Annotated in this window: 18 protein-coding genes; 12 read left to right on the plus strand and 6 right to left on the minus strand. The window is 63.8% G+C overall.

The genetic code is table 11. The annotated features are described in order from the left end of the window. The first annotated feature begins 19 nt into the window (after positions 1-19). The 8 genes from tsaE to RA19_RS10960 all read left to right on the plus strand — a co-directional run bounded on the left by tsaE (position 20) and on the right by RA19_RS10960 (position 9,705). Entirely contained in the window at positions 20-496 is a 477-nt protein-coding gene (tsaE, locus tag RA19_RS10925; RefSeq protein ID WP_039162430.1) for a tRNA (adenosine(37)-N6)-threonylcarbamoyltransferase complex ATPase subunit type 1 TsaE, read from the plus strand. Beyond that, positions 493-1,488, plus strand: a complete 996-nt coding sequence (locus RA19_RS10930; protein WP_039162432.1) for an aminoglycoside phosphotransferase family protein — start codon at positions 493-495, stop codon at positions 1,486-1,488. The genes tsaE and RA19_RS10930 overlap by 4 nt, the downstream gene beginning before the upstream one ends. Beyond that, positions 1,488-2,180, plus strand: a complete 693-nt coding sequence (locus RA19_RS10935) for a nucleotidyltransferase family protein (RefSeq protein ID WP_039162434.1) — start codon at positions 1,488-1,490, stop codon at positions 2,178-2,180. Before RA19_RS10930 ends, RA19_RS10935 begins: the two co-directional genes overlap by 1 nt. Then, positions 2,170-5,103 (plus strand): double-strand break repair protein AddB, encoded by a 2,934-nt coding sequence (gene addB / locus RA19_RS10940; protein WP_193748255.1) that lies wholly within the window; start codon positions 2,170-2,172, stop codon positions 5,101-5,103. Before RA19_RS10935 ends, addB begins: the two co-directional genes overlap by 11 nt. After that, a complete protein-coding gene (gene addA, locus RA19_RS10945; protein ID WP_039162436.1) occupies positions 5,100-8,453 on the plus strand; it encodes a double-strand break repair helicase AddA in 3,354 nt (1,117 codons plus the stop codon). Before addB ends, addA begins: the two co-directional genes overlap by 4 nt. A 64-nt stretch (positions 8,454-8,517) precedes the next feature. Continuing rightward, entirely contained in the window at positions 8,518-8,838 is a 321-nt protein-coding gene (gene trxA / locus RA19_RS10950) for a thioredoxin (RefSeq protein WP_039162438.1), read from the plus strand. Between the two features lie 157 nt (positions 8,839-8,995). Next, positions 8,996-9,343: a Lin0512 family protein gene (locus tag RA19_RS10955; protein WP_039162441.1), complete on the plus strand. Its 348-nt coding sequence runs from the start codon at positions 8,996-8,998 to the stop codon at positions 9,341-9,343. Further along, positions 9,340-9,705, plus strand: coding sequence for a Lin0512 family protein (locus tag RA19_RS10960; protein WP_039162443.1), 366 nt, complete (start codon positions 9,340-9,342; stop codon positions 9,703-9,705). Before RA19_RS10955 ends, RA19_RS10960 begins: the two co-directional genes overlap by 4 nt. Before the next feature lie 69 nt (positions 9,706-9,774). Here the strand turns inward: RA19_RS10960 and RA19_RS10965 are convergent, their stop codons facing one another. Both RA19_RS10965 and RA19_RS10970 read right to left on the minus strand, forming a co-directional pair. Continuing rightward, positions 9,775-9,966, minus strand: a complete 192-nt coding sequence (locus RA19_RS10965) for a DUF1127 domain-containing protein (RefSeq protein WP_039162445.1) — start codon at positions 9,964-9,966, stop codon at positions 9,775-9,777. A 141-nt stretch (positions 9,967-10,107) separates the two neighbouring features. Beyond that, positions 10,108-11,025: a hypothetical protein gene (locus RA19_RS10970; protein ID WP_039162446.1), complete on the minus strand. Its 918-nt coding sequence runs from the start codon at positions 11,023-11,025 to the stop codon at positions 10,108-10,110. Between the two features lie 103 nt (positions 11,026-11,128). On the opposite strand from RA19_RS10970, the gene hslV reads away from it, so the two are divergent. Together hslV and RA19_RS10980 are read left to right on the plus strand one after the other, a co-directional pair. Then, positions 11,129-11,692, plus strand: coding sequence for an ATP-dependent protease subunit HslV (gene hslV / locus RA19_RS10975; RefSeq protein ID WP_039162448.1), 564 nt, complete (start codon positions 11,129-11,131; stop codon positions 11,690-11,692). A 1-nt stretch (position 11,693) separates the two neighbouring features. Next, positions 11,694-12,764 (plus strand): membrane protein, encoded by a 1,071-nt coding sequence (locus RA19_RS10980; RefSeq protein ID WP_039162450.1) that lies wholly within the window; start codon positions 11,694-11,696, stop codon positions 12,762-12,764. 217 nt (positions 12,765-12,981) lie between these two features. Here RA19_RS10980 and RA19_RS10985 read toward each other — a convergent pair whose 3' ends face one another. Beyond that, entirely contained in the window at positions 12,982-13,377 is a 396-nt protein-coding gene (locus tag RA19_RS10985; RefSeq protein ID WP_039126432.1) for a DM13 domain-containing protein, read from the minus strand. Between the two features lie 202 nt (positions 13,378-13,579). Between RA19_RS10985 and hslU the strand changes: the two genes are divergently transcribed. Then, the gene (hslU, locus tag RA19_RS10990; protein WP_039162452.1) at positions 13,580-14,893 is read left to right on the plus strand and encodes an ATP-dependent protease ATPase subunit HslU; all 1,314 of its coding nucleotides are present in this window, start codon (positions 13,580-13,582) and stop codon (positions 14,891-14,893) included. Between the two features lie 82 nt (positions 14,894-14,975). Beyond that, entirely contained in the window at positions 14,976-16,091 is a 1,116-nt protein-coding gene (locus RA19_RS10995; RefSeq protein WP_039162455.1) for an alpha/beta hydrolase, read from the plus strand. A gap of 15 nt (positions 16,092-16,106) precedes the next feature. Here the strand turns inward: RA19_RS10995 and RA19_RS11000 are convergent, their stop codons facing one another. From RA19_RS11000 to RA19_RS11010, 3 genes are read right to left on the minus strand one after another with little or no spacing between them, the layout of a single operon-like run. Further along, complete coding sequence (locus RA19_RS11000) at positions 16,107-16,694, minus strand: Smr/MutS family protein (protein WP_039162457.1); 588 nt, start codon at positions 16,692-16,694, stop codon at positions 16,107-16,109. Next, complete coding sequence (gene mltA, locus RA19_RS11005) at positions 16,695-17,747, minus strand: murein transglycosylase A (protein ID WP_039162459.1); 1,053 nt, start codon at positions 17,745-17,747, stop codon at positions 16,695-16,697. Beyond that, a complete protein-coding gene (locus RA19_RS11010) occupies positions 17,744-18,400 on the minus strand; it encodes a Tim44/TimA family putative adaptor protein (RefSeq protein WP_039162462.1) in 657 nt (218 codons plus the stop codon). Before RA19_RS11010 ends, mltA begins: the two co-directional genes overlap by 4 nt. Positions 18,401-18,456: the final 56 nt, after the last annotated feature.

Genomic DNA, 18,456 nt, shown 5'->3' on the forward strand with positions numbered 1-18,456 from the left:
GCGGCGCCATTCTAGCGCCATGACACCGAATACTGCGTCCCGCACGCTGAACTCACCGGATGATACGGCCCAACTGGCCGCAGAAATCGCCGGGGCCCTGCGCCCCGGCGATTGCCTGCTGCTGGAAGGGGTGATCGGGGCCGGCAAGACCCATTTCGCCCGCCATCTGATCCAATCGCTGATGGAGATTCCCGAGGATGTGCCCTCGCCGACGTTCACCCTGGTGCAGACCTATGACGTGCCTGCCGGCGAGCTGTGGCACACCGATCTTTACCGGCTGTCCTCGCTGGATGAACTGGAGGAGCTAGGCCTGACCGAAGCCTTCGACAGCGCCATCTGCCTGGTCGAATGGCCGGACCGGTTGGCCGAGCTGACGCCGCCCCACGCCCTGCACCTGGCCCTTGCCCTGGACCCGGAACACGAAGACCGCCGCCATCTGACGCTCCGCTGGAGCGATGCGAAATGGCAGCCCCTGATGGAGCGCATCTGCGCATGAGTGACCGCAACACCCTGTGTGAGAACTTCCTCGCATCAACACCTTATGCCGCCTGGCAGCGGGGACCGCTGGCCGGCGATGCCTCCAACCGGCGCTATGAGCGGCTGGTGAAGGATGGCCGGACCGTCGTTCTGATGGACGCACCGCCCGAAAAGGGTGAGGACGTCCGCCCCTTCATCCGCATCGCGGAATACCTGCGCGCCCAGGGACTCAGCGCTCCGGAGATCCTGGCCCGGGATGCGGAACACGGCTTCCTGCTGCTGGAGGATCTGGGAGACGACCTGTTTGCCCGCGTTGTCCTGCGCGAACCGGCGCTGGAAAAGGAGCTTTATGAAGCAGCAACTGATGCGCTCGTGGCTCTGCATCAGGCACCGATGCCGGAATTGGAGCCTTACGGCCCGCGGATGATGGCGGAAATGGCGGGGCTGGCGCTTTCGAAATACCGCGATGGCATCCTGGGCGGCCACGATCCGCAGCTGCAATCCCGGTTCGAGGACCAGTTCGAAGATATCTTGCGCGAGACGATCAAAGGCGATCCGGTACTGGTCCAGCGCGATTATCACGCCGAAAACCTCCTGTGGCTGCCAGAGCGGGAAGGGGTGGCCCGGGTCGGCCTGCTGGATTTTCAGGACGCACGTTCCGGCCACCCGGCCTATGATCTGGTCTCGCTGCTGCAAGACGCGCGCCGCGATGTTCCGGCGGGTATCGAAATGCAAATGATCGACCGTTACATCTCCGCCGCCGGCGTGGACGAGTCCGGCTTCCGCACCGCCTATACGGTGCTGGGGGTGCAGCGGAACCTGCGTATTCTTGGCGTCTTTGCCCGGCTCAGCATGGACTACGGCAAACCGCATTACGTCGACCTGATTCCGCGGGTCTGGGACCATTTCATCCGCGGGCTGGAGCATCCCGCCTTGGCCCCGGTTGCAGGGCTTTTGCGCGACAGCCTGCCTGTCCCTACCCCGGACAACCTGAACAATCTGAGGCCCTGATGCAGCGCTCCCCTGATGCCGTCATGCTGTTTGCTGCGGGTTTTGGCACAAGGATGCGGGAGCTGACCCGCGACAAGCCGAAGCCGATGATCGAAGTCGCCGGCCGGCCGCTGATCACCCACGCGCTGGAGCTGGCCAAGGCGATTCAGCCGGCCCGGATCGCGGCGAACCTGCATTACAAGCCTGAGCCGCTGCAAGCTTTGTTAGAGCCTGAAAACGTGCAGATCAGTCTCGAAAGCCCCGAAATCCTCGACACCGGCGGCGGGCTGCGCCACGCCCTACCCTTGCTGGGAGATGGGCCGGTTTTCACCATGAACACCGATGCCATCTGGAAAGGGCCGAACCCGCTGCAACTGGCGCTTGAGGCCTGGGACCCGGACGCCATGGACGCGCTGCTGGTCTGCGTGCCGCTGGACCGTGCCGTGGGCCGCCCCGGCGGAGGCGATTTCTCGGCAGACGCCGAGGGCCGCATCAGCCGGAGCGGCAACCTGGTCTATGGCGGGGTGCAGATCCTGAAAACAGACGGGTTGCACCACGTCGAAGAACAAGTGTTCTCGCTGAACGTGCTGTGGAACAAAATGGCTGCGGACAACCGGCTGTTTGCACTGGAATATCCCGGCCGCTGGTGCGATGTGGGCCACCCCGAAGGGATTACCTTGGCCGAGGAGCTGATCGCCGCAGATGATGTTTGAACCCACCAGTACCCCGCGCGTCTTTGCCGTGCCCTGCGGCGTCGATTTCCCGCGGGCGCTGGTTGAAGGCCTGCGCGCCCGTACCCTCGGCCAGCCGCCCGAGGCTCTGGCCCGGGCCGAGCTGATCCTCAACACCTCCCGCATGGCGCGGCGGGTACGGATACTGTTTGATGACGGCCCTGCCCTTCTGCTGCCGCGGATGCTGATGCTGACGGATCTGGCCCAGCGCGCCACGCTGGAGGGCCTGCCGCCCGCTCTGCCGCCACTGCGGCGCCGGCTGGAGCTGTCGCAGCTGATCGCCAAGCTGCTGGACGCCCAGCCCGATCTGGCCTCGCGCGCCTCGCTCTATGATCTGTCTGACAGCCTGGCGGCGTTGATCGACGAAATGCAGGGTGAAGGCGTCAGCACCGATACCATCCGCAATCTTGATGTCTCTGACATGTCCGGCCACTGGGCCCGGGCGCAGGCCTTTATCGGCATCGCGGATGAGTTCACCGGCCTGCATGAGGGCGCGATGGACGCCCAGGCGCGGCAGCGGCAGGTGGTGCTGAACCTGGTTGAACACTGGCAGCACACACCGCCGCAGCATCCGGTGATCCTGGCCGGCTCCACCGGCTCGCGCGGGACCACGCTGCTGCTGATGCAGGCCATCGCCCGCCTGCCGCAAGGCGCCGTGGTGCTGCCTGGGTTCGACTTCGACCAGCCGGATCACGTCTGGAACGGCCTGGATGACCCCATGATCTCGGAAGATCACCCGCAGTACCGGTTCCACAAGCTGATGAAAGACTTGGGGATTTCGCCGTCGGATGTACTCCCCTGGACTGGTGCAGCGCAGGTCTCGCCGGAACGGAACAAGCTGGTGTCGCTGGCCCTGCGCCCGGCCCCGGTCACAGATGCCTGGATGAGTGAAGGACCCAAGCTGGAAGGTTTGGACAGGGCCACAGAAAAAGTAACGCTGGTCGAGGCGCCCAGCCCCCGCTCCGAGGCGCTGGCCATTGCCTTGCGCCTGAGGCAGGCAGCCGAGGACGGCCAGACTGCTGCGCTGATCACTCCGGACCGAATGCTGACCCGCCAGGTTTCCGCCGCACTGGACCGCTGGGACATCCTGCCCGACGACTCGGCCGGCCAGCCTTTGCAGCTGTCTCCGCCGGGCCGCTTCCTGCGCCATGTGGCGGGACTGTTCTGCAAGCCGCTCACCTGTGACAGCCTGCTGACGCTGCTGAAACACCCGCTGACGCACGATGGCACGGACCGCGGCAATCACCTGCGCCAGACCCGCGAGCTGGAACTCTCCTTGCGCCGCAACGGCCCGCCCTTCCCCAATGCCGAAGCCTTTGCGCAGTTTGAGACGGGCCGGGAGCTGACACCTGGCTGGACAGCATGGCTGTCAGCCAGTTTCGCACATCAGGAGATCACCAGCACCCTGCCCCTGACGGACTGGGTCGAGCGCCTGCGCGATCTGGCCGAACGCATCGCGGCCGGCAGCCAGGCTGAGGGCTCCGGCACCCTTTGGGACAAGAAAGCCGGCCAAGCCGCGCTTGCTTGCATTGCAAACCTGGAGGCTGAGGCGCCTTATGGCGGCGAGATGTCCGCCCGTGATTTCGCTGACCTGCTGGGTGCTCTGCTGAGCCAAGGTGAAGTGCGCGACCGTGATGCGCCCTATGGCTCAATCATGATCTGGGGCACGCTGGAGGCCCGTGTGCAAGGGGCCGACCTGGTGATCCTTGGCGGCCTCAACGAAGGCAGCTGGCCCGAGGCCGCCTCTCCCGACCCCTGGCTGAACCGCCAACTGCGCAATCAGGCGGGGCTGTTGCTGCCGGAACGCCGCATCGGCCTGTCGGCGCATGACTTCCAGCAGGCAATTGCCGCGCCCGAGGTCTGGCTGACACGCGCCGAACGCTCTGAGGAAGCCGATACCGTTCCCTCGCGCTGGCTGAACCGGCTGACCAACCTGCTGTCCGGCCTGCCGGAGCAAGGCGGCCGGGATGCGCTGGATGTCATGCGGGCCAAGGGCCGCCAATGGCTGGGCTGGGCCGAAGCGCTGGAAGAACCCACGCCGATCCCGCAAATGCCGCGGCCCTCGCCACGGCCGCCGGTTCCGAGTCGGCCGCGGCGGCTGACGATTACCGAAATTCCCCGGCTGATCCGCGACCCTTATGCGATTTACGCCAAGCATGTGCTGCGGCTGAAACCGCTCAATTCGCTGGTGCAGGAGCCGGACGCCCTGCTGCGCGGCATTGTCGTGCATGAAGTGTTTGAGCATTTTATCAAGGAAGCCCAGGCCGATCCTTCGCTGCTGACTGCTGATCACCTCATCACCAAGACCCGCGAATTGCTGGACACTCATGTGCCCTGGCCGGTTGCCCGCATCCTGTGGCACACGCGCATCCGCAAGATTGCCGGCGACTTTGTGCTGGCGGAACAGGAACGCCAGTCCCGCGCCAAGCCGATTGCGTTTGAGGCCAAGGGCAGCGCCCGGCTGGATCCGCTGGATTTCACCATCGCCTGCCGCGCCGACCGGATCGACATGGATGAGTGCGGCTTCCTGCATCTTTACGACTACAAGACCGGCGCGCCTCCTTCTGAAGCCCAGCAGAAGAAGTTCGAAAAACAGCTGCTGATCGAGGCTGCGATGGCTGAAGAAGGCGCCTTTGAGGATCTTGGTGCAGCCGAGGTCGCCCGTGCTCTGTTCATAGGATTGGGCAGCAAGATGAAGGAAGTGCGCGCACCCTTAGACGAGCAGCCACCGGCCAAGGTCTGGGACGAATTACGCACCCTGATCGGAGCCTATTTCGAACCTGAACAAGGGTATTCGAGCCGGCGCATGGTGCACCGGGACGACATCGCCGGCGACTATGACCACCTGGCGCGCTACGGTGAATGGGACCGCAGCGCCACGCCGCAGCCGGAGGATCTGGCATGACCATCCGCGACGCCGCCTCCGAGGCGCAGTTCCGCGCCGCCCGCCCGGATGCCTCCACCTGGCTGGCGGCAAATGCCGGCTCCGGCAAGACCAAAGTGCTGACCGACCGGGTTGCGCGGCTGTTGCTGAAGGGCGTGCAACCGCAGCATATCCTCTGCCTCACCTATACCAAGGCCGCCGCCAGCGAGATGCAGAACCGGCTGTTCAAGCGGTTGGGCGAATGGGCGATGCTGGGTGATCCGGCGCTGATTGGTGCCCTGACAGAGCTGGGCGAGGTCAACACCGCCGCCGAGGATCTCGCCAAAGCGCGCACGCTCTTTGCGCGCGCCATCGAGACGCCGGGCGGGCTGAAGATCCAGACCATCCACTCCTTTTGTTCGTCGCTCCTGCGCCGCTTTCCGCTGGAGGCTGGCGTCAGCCCGCAGTTCTCGGAAATGGACGACCGCGCGGGCCAGTTGCTGCGGGCGGAAATCATGGAGGATTTTGCCCAAGGCGACGAGGCCCCGCTGGTCGATGCGCTGGCGCGGCATGTCAGCGACAGCGATTTTGAGACCCTGACCGCCGCCATTTGCCAGCGCCGCGCCGATTTTGGCCAGCCGCTGGACCGGGGCGGCCTGTTGGAGCTGTTCGAACTGCCCGAAGGTTTTGACGAGGCTGCACTGGAGGAACTGGTGTTCCTTGGCGGTGAAGAGGAACTGCTGCAGCGCACCCGCGAGATGCTGGGGCAGGGCGGTGCGACCGATCAAAAGGCCGCTGCCAAGCTGGCGGGTATCACCGAACCCACACTTGGTGATCTCGGCACGCTGGAAAGCATCTTCCTGACCGGCGCCAGTACAAAGGAACCGTTCACCGCCAAGGTTGGCAAGTTCCCGACCAAGAAACTGCGTGAGTCCCACCTCTCGCTGATGGACCGGTTAGAGCCGCTGATGTTGCGGGTGGAGGATGCCCGTGCCAAGCGGCTCGGCCTCACCGCCGCCCGCAAGAGCCACCATCTGCACCGTTTCGCCGCCGCCTTTCTGCCGGAGTACGAGCGCCGCAAGCAGTTGCGCGGCTGGCTCGACTTTGATGATCTGATCCTGAAGGCCCGGCAGTTGCTGAACGATCCGGGCGTGGCGGCCTGGGTTCTGTATCGGCTGGATGGCGGCATCGGCCATATTTTGGTGGACGAGGCGCAGGATACCAGCCCGGTGCAATGGGACGTGATCGAGAAGCTGGCGCAGGAATTCACTGCCGGCGAGGGCGCGCGGTCGGATGTGGAGCGCACGATCTTTGTGGTCGGCGACAAGAAGCAGTCGATTTATTCCTTCCAGGGCGCTGACCCGGATGCGTTTGACCGGATGCAACAGGAATTTGGCAAGCGGCTGGCGGAAACCGGGGCAGGGCTGCAGGATGCCTCGCTTGATTTCTCCTTCCGCTCCTCCGCCGCGATCCTGAAACTGGTTGATTTGGTGTTCAAGGATAGCCCCCGGGCTGGCTTCCGCAAGGAAGCGCTGCACCGAGCCTTCAAATCCGATCTGCCGGGCCGGGTGGACCTGTGGCCGGTGGTCGAAAAGGTCGAGGATGACGAGGATCCCGACTGGACCAGCCCCGTCGACCGCCCCAGCAGCCGCCATCACACGGTGATCCTGGCCGAACGGATCGCGCGTTCGATCAAACAGATGATCGAAACCGGTGTGACCATCCCCGAGGACGGTGCGGAGCGCGGCACCTTCCGGCGCCGGCCGGTGACAGCCGGCGATTTCCTGATCCTGGTACAGCGGCGCTCGGACTTGTTCTCGGAAATCATCCGCGCCTGCAAAAAGGCTGAGCTGCCCATCGCCGGTGCTGACCGGTTGAAGGTGGGGGCGGAACTGGCGGTGAAGGACATCGCCGCACTGCTGCGGTTCCTGGCGCTGCCCGAAGACTCTTTGTCGCTGGCAGAGGCTCTGAAATCGCCGCTGTTCGGCTGGGGGGAACAGGCGCTGTTCGACCTCGCGCACCGGCGGGAGGCGATGTACCTGTGGCCGGCGCTGCGCGAACGGGCAGGGGAGTTCCCGGAAACCATGGCGGTGCTGAACGACCTGCGCGCCAATGCCGATTTCCTGCGCCCCTTCGACCTGATCGAACGCATTCTGACCCGCCACGGCGGCCGCCAGAAACTGCTGGGCCGGCTGGGTCCGGAGGCCGAGGACGGCATCAATGCGCTGCTGTCGCAGGCTCTCGCCTATGAGCGGACGGATGTGCCGAGCCTGACCGGGTTTCTGGTCTGGATGCAAACCGATGATCTGGAAATCAAACGCCAGATGAGCGCCGCCGGCGACATGATCCGGGTGATGTCGGTGCATGGCTCCAAGGGTCTGGAAGCGCCGATCGTGATCCTGCCGGACACCGCGAAACGGCGGCCGCCGACGGATGCAGAGATTATGCTGGCCGATGGCACACCGGTCTGGAAGGTGCCGAAGGAGCAGATGCCCGCCGCCATGCTGGCGGCCCGCGAAGCAGCGCAGGAGAAGCTGCAAAACGAGCGGCTGCGACTCTTGTATGTGGCTCTAACCCGGGCGGAGAAGTGGCTGATTGTCGCCGCCGCCGGCGACGCAGGTGAAGCCGGCGACAGCTGGTACCGCATGGTCGAAGGTGCCATGCGGGAAGGCGGCGCCATGGAGTGCGAGACTGGTGGCGGCACAGGCCTGCGCATGCAGCATGGTGATTGGGACGGTCTGCCGCTGGAAGTGCCGCCAGTCCTCGAAACTGCTAAGTATTCCCTGCCGGAGGTCTTCACCCGGCCCGCCCGTTCCTATGAAGCACCGACGTCGGCGCTCAGCCCCTCGGACCTGGGCGGAGCAAAGGCTCTGCCCGGTGATCAGGGCCTGGACGAAGAGGCTGCCAAAGCCCGCGGAAGCCGGCTGCACCTGCTGCTGGAGCATCTGCCGGGCCGGCCCGAGGCAGACTGGCCGCTACTGGCGCAGAACCTGCTTCAGGGCAGTGAAGACACTGCAGAACTTCTGGGCGAAGCCTCGGCAGTGCTGAAAAATCCGGCCCTTTTGCACATCTTCCAGCCGGATGCGCTGGCTGAAGTGCCGGTCACGGCGGAACTGCAGGGCAACCGCCTGCACGGCATCATCGACCGGCTGATTGTCACACCGGAAAAAGTCCTGGCTGTGGATTTCAAATCCAACGCCACATTGCCTGAAACGCCTGAGCAATGCCCCGAAGGCCTGCTCCGTCAGATGGGCGCCTATGCCTATGCGCTGGCACAGATTTACCCGGACCGGATCATTGAGACCGCGCTTCTGTGGACCAGCACAGCAACCCTGATGCCGCTTCCGCACGAGCGCATGACAGAGGCGCTGCTGCGGCGGATGGAACCTTGACGATCTGTTAAGCCGTACATAGGTTCCAACTCCAGTTGCCACATAACTCCATGGAGACATGCATATGTCCACCGTAGCCGTCACCGACGCCACCTTTGACGCCGAAGTCAAGAACTCCGATATCCCCGTTGTGGTGGATTTCTGGGCTGAGTGGTGCGGTCCCTGCAAGCAGATTGGCCCGGCTCTGGAAGAGCTGGCCGCGGAATTCGACGGCAAGGTGAAAATTGCCAAGGTCGACGTTGACAGCAACCCGAACTCCGCCGCCGCAATGGGCGTGCGCGGCATCCCGGCGCTGTTCATCTTCAAGGACGGCCAGGTGATCTCGAACCGGGCCGGCGCCGCCCCCAAGGCTGCGCTGCAGAGCTGGATCGAAGACGCGATCTAAGCCGGATCCCTATTAAAGGGTTTCAGAGGGCTGTCCCCGCGGGGACGGCCCTTTTTTCATGCCCTGCGCTCTGGTGCAGTAGCCGGCGGCAAACTGGCTCTTTCCTTTGCGCCGCCACCCTGCGACGGTCCGCGCCGAGACAGGTACAGGAGGCACTATGGCCAAGACACGGGTACTGGTGGAATTCGGCATGGGCACGTCGCTGCGGCGCGAGGACTATACCGAGGCCGCCCGCCGCGCGATCAAGGATGCGCTGTGGCACAACTCCGTCAGCATGGCGGAGCTGTTTGATTTCCAGAAGGAAGACATGATCATCGACGCCGAGATCGGTGTGCAGAAGCCAGAGGCCGTCGACACAGACGCGCTGAAGGAGATCTTCCCCTACGGCCGGCCCAGCATCCGGGTAGTGGAAGGCGGTTTGAACATCGAGAAACCCCACGGCGGGCGCACGGTGATCGCCAATGCCGCCGTTGTGGTGTCCTTTGATATGGAGGCCGCGCAATGAGCGAGAAACGCATCATCCTGGAAATGGGTATGGGCAATGACCTTTACGGCCAGGACTATACCAAGGCGGCGCGGCGCGCGGTGCAGGACGCGCTGCATCACTCCTCGATCACGCTGTTTTCCAAGCTGGGGATCGATCACAGCGAAATGCGCGTCGAGGTGACCATCGGCGTGCAGCAGCCGGAGGCAGTGGATTGCGGTCTGGTGGCTGAAGACCTGCCGCGGGGCCGGGCCAATGTGAGGGCGGTCAAGGGCGGCCTGGATGTGGAGGATGCCGAGGCCGGCACCCGGCATGTGGTTGCCACGGCTGCGATTGAGGCCTGGGTTCCGGACCAGGCCGGAAAGTACAAGATCAGCGGCTGAAAGCAGTCTCTAACATAGAAAAAGCCGCCCAACCGGGCGGCTTTAGAAAACTCAGTTCTGGCCGGCGGATTACAGCGACGCGATGTCGCCGCGGACCAGGCCGATATCTGCCAGCTGGGCGTCCGACAGCTTGTCCAGAGCGTTACGCGTCTGGCGGGTCTCGTTCCATTCCACGAGAGCAGTTTTCACGTTGATCAGTGTGTCGACCACGCGGAGAACGGTGACTGCTCCGAGCGGCGCGTAGATGTTTGCGGTAGTCATTGCGCTAGTCCTTCTGAGAAACAGCCGACCCTGTGCCGGTTGTGAGCCCCATGTAGGATGTGCTGCTGAGTCCCACAATTGCTGGAATCTCAGCCCCGCTCTGCACTGGCTGCATGGCGGGTTGCTTAGGTTTTAACGCGGTCAGACCGGCCATCCGGCCGCCTTCAGGCGGCACCGTATCTTCTCCTCCGCAGTATCCAGCCCGCCGTTGATCGACATCTGCTGCCAGAACCAATGCACATAGCCTGCATAGTCCGGCTGCAGATGCGGGCCCATCTCCAACGCCGCTGCCGCGCCGTCCTGGATGACATTTGCGGCGATGTGGTGAAAGTCGATCTGCCCGAACAGAACCGCCGGTTTGGCAAAGAAGTACCCGAAGAAGGCAGCAGAGGAGTTCTGCGTCACCACGTAATCGCAGCCGGCCAGCAATCCGGCCATGCCGCCGGTGCGCACTGTCAGACGGGGAAAACGCTTTTCCAGCTGTTCAAGCGCCGCCAGTTCCTCGGCGGAATAGGTCTCTTTCGGATGCAGGGTCGCCACCACAGGGCGGGTCCGGTCGTGCTCCAGCACCTGTTCCACCATGCGAAGCGGCGAACAGCATTGGAACGACCGGTGCTGAAGCAGGCGGCCTTGCAGCGGAATATAGACAAAGCCCTGTTTGTCCGCCTGTGCCGCGGCGGGGCCGAACTGCCGGTTTTGCCAGAACTTGTAAAAGCGCTGCGCTTCTTTGCGATCCGCCTTTTCCGCCGGGAAGCTGCTGCGGGCAACCTGCCAGTCCCAGCGCTTGGCCGTGGTTTCGATGGCCCAGAACGGGTACTCATACACTTTGCGCATGGTCAGCGCCCGGTCGTGGAACGGATCCGCCATGTGGAACATGGCATACCCCGGGCGGGAAACCGACAAGGTGAGCTGCTCTTGTTTCGGGCCGGTGAAGGCGACGGAGAACCCGGCTTCCCGCACGACATTGCACAGCTTGTTGATGAAATTGTGCCGCCCCGCCTCTGCGCGCCGGCGCAGGCTGTCGTGCAGATAGAAGGTAAGAATACGTGCCTCGCTCATTCCCAGATTGATAAGGCTGCTGTGCCTGCGGGGGCAAGACCGCTTTCCCTTGTGCCGGATAGGGGATGGTTCCATATAAAGGGCAACTCAATTGGAGGCATGAATGGCAGACGATCAATTCCCCGGCTGGCACGGCACAACCATTATCGGCGTAAAGAAGGGCGGCGAGGTGGTTATCGCCGGCGACGGCCAGGTGTCGCTGGGCCAAACCGTGATCAAGGGCACCGCCCGCAAGGTGCGCCGCCTGTCGCCCGGCGGCTTTGACGTGGTTGCCGGTTTTGCCGGCTCGACCGCGGATGCCTTCACCCTGCTGGAGCGGCTGGAAGCCAAGCTTGAGGCGACACCGGGCCAGCTGGCCCGCGCCAGCGTGGAGCTCGCCAAGGACTGGCGCACCGACAAATACCTGCAGAAGCTGGAGGCGATGCTGATCGTCACCGATGGCAAGGACATGTTTGTGATCACCGGCGCCGGCGACGTTCTGGAGCCAGAGCATGATGTGGCGGCCATCGGTTCGGGCGGCAATTTCGCCCTGGCTGCGGCGCGCGGCATGATGGACAGCGAAAAATCCGCCGAAGGAGTGGCCCGCGATGCGATGGCCATCGCTGCCGACATCTGCGTCTACACCAATGGCAACCTGACCGTCGAAACCATCGGCCAGGACAGCTGAGATGAGCCGCATCAGCCAGGATGATTTGCGGGCTGCGGTTGGCTCCGGTCTGCTGAGCGAGGCGCAGGCAGCCTCGCTGCTGGCGCTGGCCGACAGTCGGCGGGGTGCGCGGGAGAACCTGGCACCGGGAGATGAACCGTTTGAGCTGTTCAAAGGGTTCAACGAGATCTTTATTGTCATTGGCCTTTTGATCCTGGCTTCCGGCTGGATGGCCTTCACCGCGGTGGATCTGGCCGGCTCGCTGGGCGGCTATCAGCAAAAAGCAGTCTATTCCGCTGCCGCCGGCGCCGTGGTCCTGTGGATCTTGTCCGAGTATTTCATTCGCCGCCGCCGTATGGTGGCGCCGGCGATTGCGCTGTCGCTGCTGTGGGCCGGGAATGCGGGCACCGGTTTTGCGGCGCATTTCTCGCAACCGTTCATGATCGCGCAGAACGATTATTCCAGCCTGCCGTTGCCTTTTGCGCTGGCAACACTGGCCATTGCCGTGTTCTGGCTGCGCTTCCGGGTGCCCTTTGCAATGGCGCTGATCGCCTTGGGGGTCTTTGTCTTTGCCTTGCTGACTGGCGCTATCCAGGCCGGCACCCCGGCAGGGGTGAGCGACCTGTTCCTGCTGTCGGCCAGCGGACCCTTTGCCTGGATCACCCTGGCCGTCGGCTTTGCCGTCTTTGCCGTGGCGATGGCTTTTGACCTCAGCGACCCGCACCGGGTGACGCGGCGGTCGGCGCAGGGGTTCTGGCTGCACGTTGTTGCCGCGCCGGCCCTGGTCAACACCATCGCGCTGAGCCTGCTGGACGCGGGTACCTCAGGCTCCAACATGCTGCTGTTTGGTGTTCTGCTGCTGTTTGCCCTGATTGCGATCATCATCGACCGCCGGTCGTTCCTAATTGCCGCCATCGGCTACAGCGTCACGCTGGCCGGCACGGTGTTCAACGGCGAGGGCACCGCGATCACAATCCTGGCGCTTGGCGTGTTCCTGGTGGCCCTGGGTGCGTTTTGGAGCCGGATCCGGGCTGCGCTGCTGGCGCCGCTTAGCGGGGTACTGCCCTTGCATCGGCTGCCGCCGTCTCACTAATTCAATCGAACTCATCGGCTGTCGCGCTAGCGGCAGCCACGCGCCTGCCCGCCCCATGGCGGGCGCGTACCGCGCCCACCAGGGCAGACGCTCACCGCCCAGCAGGACCGAGCTGACCAAAGGCAGCAAGCACTAGCGCTTTGCTCCCTTAACAGAAAAAGGGCTGAGCAAATGCCCAGCCCTCCCTTTGGCTTCGCTAGGTGAGTGGCGGCGCCGGTTACTTGATCTTGGCAACGCCCAGCGGCACGCCGGCGACTTCGCACCAGATGTAGACTTCGTTGTGCTTGGAAATGTCCCAGGTGGCGGGCACCGCGTAACGCTGTTTGCCGGTCAGGCTGAGCAGCGCGCCCAGCTTGGTGTCGGGGTCGTATTTGCCGTCCTTGCCCAGGGCGACGCGCGGATCCGGGCCGCCGTCCAGCGAGAAATCATCGCCCAGTTCGACGATGTAGCGGCCGCCTTCCTCAACGATTTTGACAGCCCCGGAAGTCACGTGGTTGGAGCGGCCCTCGAAATGGCCTTTGACGCCGCCGGCAACGGCTGCGGTTGCGCCGGTGAGGGTCACGGCGGCGGTGGTTGCAGCGGCGGCTGCGAAGAAGGAACGGCGATTCAGCATTGTTGTCTCCCTTTGGCTCCTGAACAAAACGCTGGCTGCATCTGGGCAGGTTCGCGTTCAAAAAGAAACCGGGGCTCACCGGCCTATTATCTGGCGTGTTTGGTGCGTGTTCCGGCGTGAGGTATCCGTGATCAAGGCGTGATCGGCTTGTGTTTTTCGCGCCCATGATTAGGTTCCCGGTGAAACAAGAAAGCTGAGAGACATGACCGATCTGACCCCGCGCGAAATCGTTTCCGAACTGGACCGCTTTATCATCGGCCAGAAGGAGGCCAAGCGTGCCGTGGCCGTGGCCCTGCGCAGCCGCTGGCGGCGCAAGCAGCTGGCAGACGACCTGCGCGACGAGGTCTATCCGAAGAACATCCTGATGATCGGCCCCACCGGTGTCGGCAAGACCGAGATCTCGCGCCGTCTCGCAAAGCTGGCGCGGGCGCCGTTCATCAAGATTGAGGCCACCAAGTTCACCGAGGTCGGATATGTCGGCCGCGACGTGGAACAGATCATCCGCGATCTGGTCGACAGCGCCATTGCCCAGACCCGCGAGTACATGCGCGAGGAAGTGAAGGCCAACGCCCACAAGGCGGCCGAGGACCGTGTGGTCGAGGCCATCGCCGGCACCGACGCGCGCGACGCTACCCGCGAAATGTTCCGCAAGAAGCTGAAGGCAGGCGAGCTGGACGACACCGTGATCGAGCTCGATGTGGCCGATACCTCAAACCCGATGGGCAATATGTTCGACATTCCCGGCCAGCCGGGCGGCGGCAATATGGGGATGCTGAACCTCGGCGATCTGTTCGGCAAAGCCATGGGCGGGCGCACCACCCGCAAGAAGATGACCGTGGCCGAAAGCTATGAGGTGCTGATCGGCGAGGAGGCGGACAAGCTGCTGGATGATGAAACCGTCACCCGTACCGCGCTGGAATCGGTTGAGCAGAACGGCATCGTGTTCCTGGATGAGATCGACAAGGTCTGCGCCCGGCAGGAGACCCGCGGCGGCGATGTCAGCCGCGAGGGCGTGCAGCGCGACCTGCTGCCGCTGATCGAAGGCACTACCGTCAGCACCAAGCACGGGCCAGTGAAAACCGACCACATCCTGTTTATTGCCTCGGGCGCCTTCCACATCGCCAAGCCCTCGGACCTTCTGCCTGAACTGCAGGGCCGCCTGCCGATCCGGGTGAACCTGCGGGCGCTGACCGAGGGCGATTTCGTGCGCATCCTGACCGAGACCGACAATGCGCTGACCCGCCAGTATACTGCGCTGATGGGCACTGAGGAGGTCGAGGTCACCTTCACCGAAGACGGTATCGCGGCGCTGGCCAAGATTGCGGCTGAGGTCAACCAGACCGTCGAAAACATCGGTGCGCGCCGGCTTTACACGGTGATGGAGCGGGTGTTTGAGGAGCTGTCCTTTACCGCGCCGGACCGCTCGGGCGAGGCGGTGACCGTCGATGCCAGCTTTGTCATGAAGCATCTGGGCGAGCTGGGCCGGTCCGCCGACGTCAGCCGTTACGTGCTGTAAACCGCCGGAACCGGGCCGGGTCTCTGGACATTGGCGGCAGGTGCAGTAGCCTGCCGTCAATTGGTTTTGAGGGCAGATATCAATGCTGGGCCTGCGCGCGGTTGCCGCTTTGTTACTGATCGGACTGGGGGGATGTGCAGACCGGTCCTACAGCCCCACCGTGCCCGAAGCACTGGAAGTGGGCACCGCGAAGACCGTCTTTGCCGCCACCACCCGCGAACCGCTGCCTGACGGGACCTTTGGGTCGGAGCGGGCTGAGGACTTCAGCCTGCTGGAACTCACCGTGTCGATCCCGCCGGGGCATGCGGCCGGGGACCTGAAGTTCGGCTATGGTGATCCCGACCCGTTGCGTGAGTTCACCATGGCCGGGCGCAAGACCTTTGCGTCAGAGGCTGATTTCACGGCCCGCCTGCAGCAGGAACTGAGCAAATTTCCCAGCAAACAGCGGGAAGTGACGCTGTTTGTGCATGGGTTCAACTCCACCCAGGCCGAGACCGCCTTCCGGGCCGCACAGCTGAGCCATGATATCGAAATCCCCGGCGCGACGGTTGTTTATTCCTGGCCCAGCAAGGGTAAGCCGCTGGGCTATGCCTATGACGGCGACAGCGTGCTGTTTGCCCGCGATGGTCTGGAGCGGCTGCTGCGGCACTTGCGGGCCTCGGGCGTCGACCGGATCGTGATCGTGGCGCATTCCATGGGCGGGCTGCTGACGATGGAAACCCTGCGGCAGATCGAGATTCAAACCCCAGGCTGGGCGGCCAGGAACCTGGGCGGGGTGGTGCTGATGTCACCGGATCTGGATGTCGATGTCTTCAAAACGCAAATGCGCCGGTTTGAAAAAGTGCCGGAGCCCTTCCTGATCTTCGTCTCCCGCAAGGACAATATCCTGACTTTGTCGCAGCGCCTGCGCGGGCTGGACGGGCGCGAGCGGCTGGGCAATCTCGACAACATCGAAGAGGTGAAGGAATTCCCGGTCGGCATTATCGACACCACCGAGTTTGCCGAGGAAGCTGGCTCGCAGCATTTTGTCGCCGCAACTTCGCCGGCGCTGCTGGCCCTGCTGAACGGTGCGCAGGAGACCACCGAAACGTTCAAACGCGAGAGCGTGCCTATAGGGCGGATCCTGCCGGGGCAGATTGTCATCCGGGATAACGCGACCCAAGTCTCGTTAAGTGCACCGCTCAGCAGCGACAAGTAGCACAGGCAGCGAGGTTCAGCGGGCGCGGCGCAGATACACGTAGTACGCGCCTTCTCCGCCGTGACTGATATGGGCGGGCGTCACTTGCAGCACCGCCTGGGCTAAGGGCGGCAGCGCCAGCCATTGCGGCACCTTGTGGCGCAGCACCCCGCGCGGCACCGGAATCGGACCCGGCTCATCCCGGTGCTTGCCCTTGCCAGTGACCACCAGCACCAGCCGCTTGCCCGAGGCCTGGGCAGACAGAATGAAGCGGGTCAGGGCAGGGTGGGCCCCATCGATGCGCATGCCGTGCAGGTCCAGCTTGCCCTCGGGCCGGATCTTGCCGCGCTTCATGCGGCGGAAGGACTTCTCGTCCATCTTCACCGGATCGCTGGCCAGGCTGCGGGCGATCGAGGGCTTGAGGTCGTGTTTCACCGGTTTTGGCTTGGCGCGGCTGCCGAGTTCAAACGGGTCGAGCCGCGGCTCCGGATGTTTGACCGGTTTCGGCTTGGGTTTCGGCGGATAGGGCGGCGTGGAGTGAGAGCCGGGCGACAGGCGCTCAGTCTGCTTGACGACCTTCTGCCAGAGGTCGATCTCGTCTTCCGTCAATTTCCGCCGTGTCATTCAAAGGTCTTCCGGCAACATTGCATAGGCCCGCTGGATCGGCAGCAGCACCACCATCCGCCCGGGGTCTTTCATTGTGCCGGCCGTTTGTCCAGCCTCGTCGCCGGTGCCGACAAAGATATCAGCCCGCTGTGCACCCTTGATGGCGGATCCGGTATCCTGCGCCACCATCAGCCGGCGCAGCGGCATATGGCCGTCCTTTTCCACCCAGACCGGCGCGCCCAGCGGGGTATAGGCGGGATCGGCGGCAATGGTGCGCATCGGCGTGACCGAGCGGTTCATGGCACCCAGAGGACCCTTGGAGGCAGCGACTTTGCGCACCTCGCGGAAAAAGACGTAGGAGGGATTGTGAAACAGCAGCTCCTTGCCGTCCACCGGGTTGCGGCGCACCCAGGACTTGATCACCTGGGCGCTGACCTGATGGGCGTTGTAGACACCGCGGCGGACCAGTTCGCGGCCGATGGATTTGTATTCGTGCCCGTTGGCACCGCCATAGCCAACCCGGATCATCGAGCCGTCCGGCAGGCGGATCCGGCCGGAGCCCTGGATTTGCAGAAAGAACAGCTCGACCGGGTCGTCGACCCAGGCAATCTCCAGCCCGCGGCGCTCCATCACGCCGCTGGTCAAAATGTCCCGGCGCGGCAGCCACAGATTGGTTTGGCGCGCCTCAGGCGGCATCTTGTAGACCGGATAGCGATAACGGCCAGATGGGTAGCGGGAGCCGTTCAGCTCAGGCTCAAAGTAACCTGTGAAGAGGGCGGCATTGCCGTCCTCGATCAGCACCGGGCGGAAGAAGAGTTCAAAAAAGGCCCGGGCGCCTTCCGGTGCCTGGGAATGCGCGGCCTTGCAGAGGGCCGCCCAATCGGGGTCCTTGAGGTCGCGGCAGGTTTCCAGAAAAACTGACAGCGCCGCGGCGTGGTCGTCCTCGGCCCAGCCCTGCAGGTCGGAAAACTCCAGCATGCTGGAGACGGTCTCGGATTGCGCCCCGGAGGCGGTCATTGCGGCACCTGCAAATGCAGCTGCCGCCAGTGCCCCCCGAAGCGCGGCAATCATGCGTCCGTCGCGACCAGCTGCCAGTTGGGGTCGTCCGCGCCCATGTTGCGGGCAAAGACCCAGGTGTCCTTCTGGCGTTTCACTGCCTTCGGGTCACCTTCGACAATGTCGCCGCCGCGGTCGCGGACAACCGAAGTCATCTCACCCACAAAGCGCATAGTGATCTCGGCACGGCCGGACTGCGCGTCGAACTGCGCATCGGCCACGGTGGTTTCGCGCACGCCGATGAACTCGGCCTCGATCTTCAGACCCTGATCCTCGCGCTGTGCGACGGCATCGACAAAGCTGTCGAACACATCTTCTGCCAGGAAGGGCTGGATGTCGTCCAGGTTGCCATGCTCAAAGCCCATCAGGATCATTTCATAGGCGCCACGGGCGCCCTGAACAAATTCCTGCACCTGGAACGACGGCTCTGCCCGTTTCATCTCAGCCAGTGCCCGCGCCTGCGGGCTGTCATCGGCGACATAGTCGGTGATGTCCCGGTCCGGCCCGCCTTCGATCACTTCCAGATCGGGACGGCGGCCGCGCGCTTCGGATTGCGGCAACGGCGGCTTTTCAAAGCCTTCGCGTGTTCCGAGCACGCTTTTCAAGCGCAGGATCAGAAACACAGCAATACCGGCCAAAACCAAAAGCTGAATCACAGGCGACTCCATGGATACCTCATGCTAGGCGTTCGTGCTTGGTTTGAAACCAAAGCGGTCAAGTCTTA

This window comes from Leisingera sp. ANG-M1, assembly GCF_000813745.1.
Classification (GTDB): Bacteria; Pseudomonadota; Alphaproteobacteria; order Rhodobacterales; family Rhodobacteraceae; genus Leisingera.